The sequence below is a fragment of the Microcystis sp. M113S1 genome (genome assembly GCF_020246945.1).
Lineage (GTDB): Bacteria > Cyanobacteriota > Cyanobacteriia > Cyanobacteriales > Microcystaceae > Microcystis.
On sequence record NZ_JADBSA010000157.1, the window covers coordinates 1 to 7248 of the forward strand.

General features: G+C 42.1%; 6 protein-coding genes and 1 tRNA gene. 5 read left to right on the forward strand and 2 right to left on the reverse strand.

All coding sequences use genetic code 11. The annotated features are described in order from the left end of the window. Positions 1-169: 169 nt before the first annotated feature. Positions 170-1183: a 23S rRNA (adenine(2503)-C(2))-methyltransferase RlmN gene (gene rlmN / locus IM319_RS07795; protein WP_287735205.1), complete on the reverse strand. Its 1014-nt coding sequence runs from the start codon at positions 1181-1183 to the stop codon at positions 170-172. Positions 1184-1632: 449 nt separating this feature from the next. Here rlmN and rimK point away from each other — a divergent pair, with 449 nt between their 5' ends. Continuing rightward, positions 1633-2538, forward strand: a complete 906-nt coding sequence (rimK, locus tag IM319_RS07800; protein WP_286823671.1) for a 30S ribosomal protein S6--L-glutamate ligase — start codon at positions 1633-1635, stop codon at positions 2536-2538. A gap of 140 nt (positions 2539-2678) precedes the next feature. Here the strand turns inward: rimK and IM319_RS07805 are convergent, their stop codons facing one another. Next, complete coding sequence (locus tag IM319_RS07805) at positions 2679-3734, reverse strand: ABC transporter ATP-binding protein (RefSeq protein WP_286823670.1); 1056 nt, start codon at positions 3732-3734, stop codon at positions 2679-2681. Between the two features lie 123 nt (positions 3735-3857). Between IM319_RS07805 and IM319_RS07810 the strand changes: the two genes are divergently transcribed. From IM319_RS07810 to IM319_RS07825, 4 genes are all read left to right on the forward strand, one after another. Then, entirely contained in the window at positions 3858-4538 is a 681-nt protein-coding gene (locus IM319_RS07810; RefSeq protein WP_287687337.1) for a hypothetical protein, read from the forward strand. A gap of 54 nt (positions 4539-4592) precedes the next feature. Beyond that, positions 4593-4674 (forward strand) — tRNA-Leu (locus tag IM319_RS07815). A 308-nt stretch (positions 4675-4982) separates the two neighbouring features. Beyond that, a protein-coding gene (locus IM319_RS07820; RefSeq protein WP_287735206.1) for an ISAzo13-like element ISMae28 family transposase occupies positions 4983-6205 on the forward strand; the annotation gives its coding sequence in 2 pieces (ribosomal slippage) (positions 4983-5463 and positions 5463-6205; 1224 coding nt in all). Positions 6206-7016: 811 nt separating this feature from the next. Further along, positions 7017-7248 (forward strand): helix-turn-helix domain-containing protein (locus IM319_RS07825; RefSeq protein WP_287735207.1); only part of this gene is annotated, 232 nt, incomplete at its 3' end.

Below are 7248 nucleotides of genomic sequence, written 5' to 3' on the forward strand. Positions count from 1 at the left end.
AGCAATCATAAAAAGCAAATTATTGAATCATAAAAAGCAAATTCTTGACATTTATCAGGTAATTATTTTTATTAGTCAATATTCTACACAACTCAGGCTAGATAAGCAAGGGAGCTACGCCACTACTATCGGATCACTACCCCCTAGTTAATGGCCGATTTACGGCCGTTTATTGTACCATGACGCTCGCTCGCAATTGTCCACAGGCCGCATCGGCTGCTAAACCTCTGGAATAACGGACAGTAACGGCGACTTTTTCCTGTTCTAAAATAGTTTTAAAAGCTCTGATTCTTTTTTCATCAGGCCGTTGATAATCCACCTCTTGAATGGGATTATAAGGAATAAGATTGACGTGGGATTGAAAACCTTTCACCAGTTTGACTAATTCCCTTGCGTGTTCGGGTAAATCATTCACTCCCGCTAAAAGAATGTATTCAAATGTCACCCTTCGTCCCGTGATTTGAACGTATTCCTGACAGTCTTGGATCAGATTACTTAGGGTATAATGATCGGCACTGGGGATTAATTTGGAGCGAACTTGTTGATTAGAAGCATGGAGACTAACAGCAAAAGTTACTTGTAAATTATGGTCCGCTAGTTGCTTGATTTTATGGGGTAATCCCACGGTAGAAATCGTTAAACAACGCTGACCGATACCCACATCTTTATTAAGGGAATGAATCGCTGTCACCACTTCGGGGATATTTAATAAAGGTTCCCCCATCCCCATAAACACCACATGACTAACTCGCTGCTCAAAATCCTCCTGTACTGTTAACACTTGGTCAACGATTTCATAAGCTTTTAAATTACGAGTAAAACCCCCTTTTCCCGTGGCACAAAAATCACAGGCCATCGGGCAACCCACTTGCGAAGAAACACAGACTGTCAATCTTTTTTCACTAGGAATTCCCACCGCTTCGATAATTAAACCATCCGCCAGTTTTAGCAGATATTTACGAGTGCGATCGGGTGCTACACTGCGATAATGTATAAGGGAACGACCAATAGGATAGTCTGCCATCTTGCTGCGCCATTCTTGGGGAAATACGGAAATATCCGCCAAAGAATGCACCCCTTTTTCATATAGCCATTGGTGTAATTGTTTACCCCGATAAGCGGGTTGTCCCTGGTCTTTTACCCAGTCGGTCAGTTCCTCTAAAGATTTCGCTAGTAAAGTCATGGTTTTCTTCATCGATCACCTTATCATTCTAACCGATCGATCATCCCTAGGAGCAAAACCGTAACAAAATTGTATTTATTAATTGACATTTTTTACCTTTGCTCCTTCTCTAGTCTTTGTTAGTCAATTAAATCCTTAAAACTATAACTTAAACTTAGCCTGACGACAAAAACCAATCTAGTCTTAAGTAGTCGTGCAAAATTAATTTCCTAGTGAAGATAGGCAAGAGGCAAGAGGTGGTTAGATATGTGTAATTAATTTTGCTTAGGTTCTTAAGCTTGACTTTTTTACTTTTCATTTAACCCAACTGTTCAAAGGGAACTGTCAGCGCCATAATAATCGATGGACTTCGATCGAGAGGAGAAATTTTATGAGTTGCCGGCCAAAAAAGCCAATATGGGGGAATAACGAGCTATTCAGTTTTAAAAGCAATATTTAAGCGAAAATTTATGAAAATCGCTATTTTATCGCAAGACGCTTCTCTTTACTCGACCAAGCGACTGAAAGAAGCGGGAGAGGCCCAAGGTCATGAGGTACGAGTGATCAATTATTTGCGCTGTTACATGAACATCACCTCCCATAAACCCACGGTTGTCTATAACGGTAAACCCTTGGAGAGTTTCGACGCGATTATCCCCCGCATTGCTGCCTCAAAAACCTTCTATGGAACCGCAGTCGTCCGACAATTCGAGGTGATGAATGTTTTTACTACCAACGACTCGCAAGCAATTTCTCGGTCGCGGGATAAATTGCGTTGTCTGCAAATCCTCGCTCGGGAAGGGATAGGCCTACCGGTGACGGGAATTGCTCACGCAACCCAAGATATCGATGGTTTAATCGAAACCGTCGGCGGCACCCCTCTAGTGATTAAATTATTAGAGGGAACCCAAGGTATTGGGGTAGTCTTAGCGGAAACCGACCAAGCAGCCAAGTCAGTTATTGAAGCTTTTCGGCAATTAGAGGCTAATATTTTAGTACAAGAGTATATTAAAGAGGCCAGTGGGGCAGATCTGCGCTGTTTTGTCATCGATGGAAAAGTGGTAGCCTCGATGAAGCGACAGGGGGCCGAGGGGGATTTTCGTTCTAATCTTCACCGCGGAGGTAAGGCAGAAAAGGTAAAATTAACGCCAGAGGAACGCAGTACGGCTATACGGGCCACTAAAGCCATGGGTTTACGGGTTGCGGGTGTGGACTTATTACGGTCCAATCACGGGCCTGTGGTTATCGAGGTGAATTCCTCTCCCGGTTTGGAAGGAATAGAAGCGGCCACCGGTGTTGATGTGGCTAAAAAAATTATTGATTTTGTCGCTAAAAATGCCACCCTAGTCCTAAATAGCGATCGATATCAATATTAGCTGGAGAGACCGATCAGGATTCAGGAGTCAGTCCCGATGAAAAAATTTTCACCACCAGAGATGAAAGAGGTTTCCTTCCCTACACCCCACACCCCACACCCCACACCCCACACCCCTTAAACAGGATTTAGTATCAGTTATCAGTCGGCAAATACACGGACGCTATCGGGAATAATCGATAGTTTTACCTTTGTACCGATGTCTAATTGGGTGTTAATCGTTGTTCTAGCGTGGATTTGGCTGCCGGTGGCCGTTAGCAGACAATAACGGTATTCCCGTCCTAAAAATTGGCGATCGCAAATAACCAGATCTCCCGTCTCATCCGGTTTAATTTTGACATCTTCCTCTCTGAGCATCAATTCCCCTTTGTCCAAATCTTGACCATCGGGAATTTCCCAGACTCCTATCTCGGTTTGCCATTGTTCCCCCTCCCGTCTAGCGGGGAGAAAATTCGCTTGGGTGACAAACTCGGCCACAAATCGCGAGGCCGGATGACTATAAATTGCTTCGGGATTGTTAATTTGTTCTAATTTTCCTTGACAAATGACGGCAATTGTGTCACTGATCACCATTGCTTCCTCCCGGTCGTGGGTGACAAAAATGGCCGAGATACCGGTCGCTTTCAGGATATGACGGATCTCGTGCCGTAACCGTTGCCGTACCTGCACATCGAGATTACTTAAAGGTTCATCTAAGAGGATTAAAGAGGGTTTTGGGGCTAAAGCGCGGGCGAGGGCGACTCTTTGCTGTTGTCCTCCCGATAGCTGATGGGGATAACGTTTTTCTAGTCCTTGCAGTCCGACTAAATCCAAAGTTTCCGCCACCCTAGCGTTAATAGCTTTGCTCGATAATTTCTCCCCAGAATTTTTTAACCCGAAGGCGATATTTTCAGCGATAGTTAAATGGGGAAAAAGAGCGTAATCCTGAAAAACCATGCCCGTATTGCGTTTTTCCGGGGGAATAAAGGTTTTTTCGTCGGCAACTATTCGCCCTCCCAATTCAATCACTCCTTGAGATGGTTTTTCAAATCCCGCAATCATCCGGAGTAGAGTGGTTTTACCGCAGCCCGACGGGCCCAATAATCCGAGAATTTCGCCCTCTGTTAAACTAAAACTGATATTATCGACAGCTAGATTAGTAGAAGCGGGAAAACGCTTGTTAACCTCGGATAAACGCAGAATGACAGACTTTTTCATGGTGGGAAAGACAATCGCCCAGTCGGTGGCAGGGCCATTTACTTAAGAATTATTCCTAATTAGTTCACTATTATTGTTTATAACATCTCAATGGACTAATTAGGAAACTTTCTCAAAAATTTCATGCTCACACCTGAAGATATTATTCTCGTTCCCCGGGGGGCCGAGCATAGCTCAATCCGTCGAGGATTAAGAAACATCGGCGATTTAGCCCCGCAAATTATCCCGATTAACCTTGGCGCTCCAGAATTCCTCGACAGTTCCCCAGTCTCTAAGCTATCTCTAGAATTTCTTAATAAGCTCAAAGGAAAAATTGTGCTGATGGGATTAGCGGGCAGTCTCAGCGATCGCTATCGAGTCGGAGATGGGGTAATCTATCAAGGTTGTGGCCTAGAAAAGGGGAATTATTGGCAGTGCGAACCAGAAATAACCGCAGAAATCTCCCAATTAACCGGATATAGCCTTGTTAAAGGGTTAACCAGCGATCGCCTGATTAGCCAGTCCGAGGAAAAACGACGTTTAGGACAGGGGGGCTATGAGGTGGTCGATATGGAAGGAGCAAGGATTTTAGAGGCTTTATCGGGGCAAAAAGTGGCAATTGTGCGCGTGATTAGCGACGAGGTGACGCAGGATTTACCCGATTTAGCCCCGGCAATTGATAATCAAGGTCAGCTGCTACCATTGCCCCTAGCTCGACAAATGTTAATCCGTCCTGTCCCGGCCTTCCATTTGATTCAAGGTTCCCTAAAAGGTTTATCCGTACTAACTCAGGTGGTGCGAAAGTTGTGCGGCAGTAATTTTTAAAAGTTGCTTGCAGATTATTTTTTTTCTGTGCTATAGTGGTTAAGCTAAAATCAAGCGGATGTGGTGGAACTGGTAGACACGCACGTTTGAGGGGCGTGTGGCTTACGCCTTGCGAGTTCGAGTCTCGCCATCCGCATAAACTTTTATCTGCCCTCTGACAAGAATTGCCCTTGTCACCTTGAATGTCGGCAGGATGCCCCCGTTACACCCGTAGGGTTAGCGGGGGAGTCGCTCTTTTCCCCGTGGTACTAATGGTAATCGTCCCATCTTTCTCGACATTCTACCACCTTTTTTGGGACTTCCAAAAAATAAACTATTCATTCTCAAGAATAATAATCATTCTCGGAGTGTAGGAGGTAGGGGTCGATGGTTGCCTTCTCCTTCCAATTTTGTAGTAGAATTAATCCTGTACATTATTAATCAAGTTTTTCTTTGTAAGTGTATATGGAATTAACTGATTCCCTCAAGAAATTGCTCAGTGAAACTGCACTTCAATTAAAAGGTGCAGCTAAAAGAAGATTCATGGCCCAAACAGTCTTAGAATTAGGCTATGGGGGACAAACCCTTGCTGCACAGGAGTTAGGCTGGAATCGAACTACTATTCGTAAAGGAATTAAAGAACTAAAAAGAGGTATTATTTGTGTTGATAATCATTCAGCTAAGGGGCGGAAAAAAGCAGAAGAACATTTACCTTTTCTATTGGAAAACATCAAAAGTTTAGTGGATTCTCAAAGCCAAACTGACCCAAGTTTTAAAAGCCAAAGGCTTTATGTGAGACTGAGTGCGGCCGAAGTCCGAAAGCAATTAATCTCTAAATATGGGTACAGTGATGAGGATTTACCGAGCGAGGAAACTATTCGGGTTAAATTAAATAACTTAGGTTATCGTCTGAAAAGAGTCGCTAAAGTTTTACCTCAAAAAAAATTCCAGAAACCGAGGCAATCTTTGAGGAATTAGCTAACATTAATCGGGAAGCGGATGAAGACTCTACGATGTTACGTCTTAGTTTAGATGCCAAAGCCCGTGTTAATATTGGACTATTTGATCGAGGAGGTAAGAATAGAATAACTGTCGAAACAAACGATCATGATTTTAATCCGAAAACAACCCTAACCCCTTACGGAATATTTATTCCAGAATTTGATGAGTTGTTTTTGTATTTCACTGCCTCCACAGTCACCAGTGACTTTATTGTTGATATATTAGAAGATTTCTGGGAGTCGGAAAAATCTCGTTTTGAGAAAATTAAAACTTTGATAATTAATCAAGATAATGGCCCAGAAAATAATTCGAGACGAACTCAGTTCATGAAACGTATAGTTGAGTTTTCCCAAAAATATCAAGTTAATATACGTTTGGCTTACTATCCCCCTTACCATAGTAAATATAATCCTATTGAACGAACCTGGGCTGTGTTAGAAAACCATTGGAATGGGAGTATTTTAGATGAAATCGAAACCGCTTTGAAATTCGCCCAAACTATGACTTGGAAAGGAAAACAACCGATTGTTAAGTTGATTACTGAAACTTATGAAAAAGGAGTAAAGCTTACTAAAAAAGCCAGGGAAAAAATCGAAGAAAAAATCGAACGTCTCACAGAATCAACGAATCAAGACTTTCCCGATTTGGGACAATGGTTTATTGATATCTATTATGATAAGACCTAGTTTGTAGTTAACTAAGATGGTTAGCTAAAAACTGTCTTTGATTCTTTAACTTGTCCTTGTTATACTCGAAAAAGCTCGGAAGTATAAGAGTTTGTGCTGCCTATTTTTTCGGAAAAATAGGTTGTAATGGGAGATTCTTTGTTTTCCTAGACAAAAATAATTACTTTTTCAAAAAAACACTTTTCTATTTTTTTGTTGGGTATTTTATTCTCTGGAAGTCCCTTTCTTTACCTCGGTAGTTACAAACCCCTAAAACCTACTTAGGGTTTGGGGCAAAAAGTTTTTCGTGGGGGTAGGGTGTGGGGTGTGCAGTTTTACCGATTTTGAGGTGGTAAATTACCTAATTTTCAGGGAAAAAGTCCCGGAATTTTCCCCCCAATCACTCCCATGGTCGGCACTTTTTGAGGGAAAAAAAGTCTAAAAACCTTATCCAACAAGGTTTTTAGATTTATTCAGCAAACCCTACTTATTTTAACCATCTAGATAGATGGAGTTAGAAGGTTTAAGGAAATTTGAGTAGATTTAGAGAGAATTTTCGTTTCTGTATTTACCCCCCAGTCGCAGTAGGAGACTCTTCTCCTATAGGACTTACGCATTGACAGGATCGACCAAGTATGATGTATGGGTTTCAGGTATTTTAACGTGATTTTTTGATGACTTTTGAGCGATCGCTATCGTTCGGAAGTTAATCGCCAAAAGTCTGAAACGACCGATTTTCATCGAAAATTTTGGGTCTGAAACCCCGTCGTTTCACGACGGCTTTACTGTTAAATACTAGCGCATTTACACGATATATGCCAGAATGTGAGACATGGAAAAAGCCTACTCGTTTCGATTTTACCCCACACCCGAACAAGAGTCGCTATTGCGGCGCACATTGGGCTGTGTAAGATTAGTTTACAATAAAGCTCTCCATGTCAGAACACAAGCTTGGTATGAAAGACAAGAAAGAGTAGCATATGCTCAAACTTCTTCAATGCTAACCGATTGGAAAAAGCAAGAAGAATTAGACTTTCTCAATAAAGTTAGCTGTGTACCTTTAC

Excerpts from the sequence above, each read along its gene's own strand:
- rimK (WP_286823671.1), top strand. The coding sequence starts at position 1,633 with ATGAAAATCGCTATTTTATCGCAAGACGCTTCTCTTTACTCGACCAAG.
- IM319_RS07810 (WP_287687337.1), top strand. The coding sequence starts at position 3,858 with ATGCTCACACCTGAAGATATTATTCTCGTTCCCCGGGGGGCCGAGCAT.
- IM319_RS07805 (WP_286823670.1), bottom strand. The coding sequence starts at position 3,734 with ATGAAAAAGTCTGTCATTCTGCGTTTATCCGAGGTTAACAAGCGTTTT.
- rlmN (WP_287735205.1), bottom strand. The coding sequence starts at position 1,183 with ATGACTTTACTAGCGAAATCTTTAGAGGAACTGACCGACTGGGTAAAA.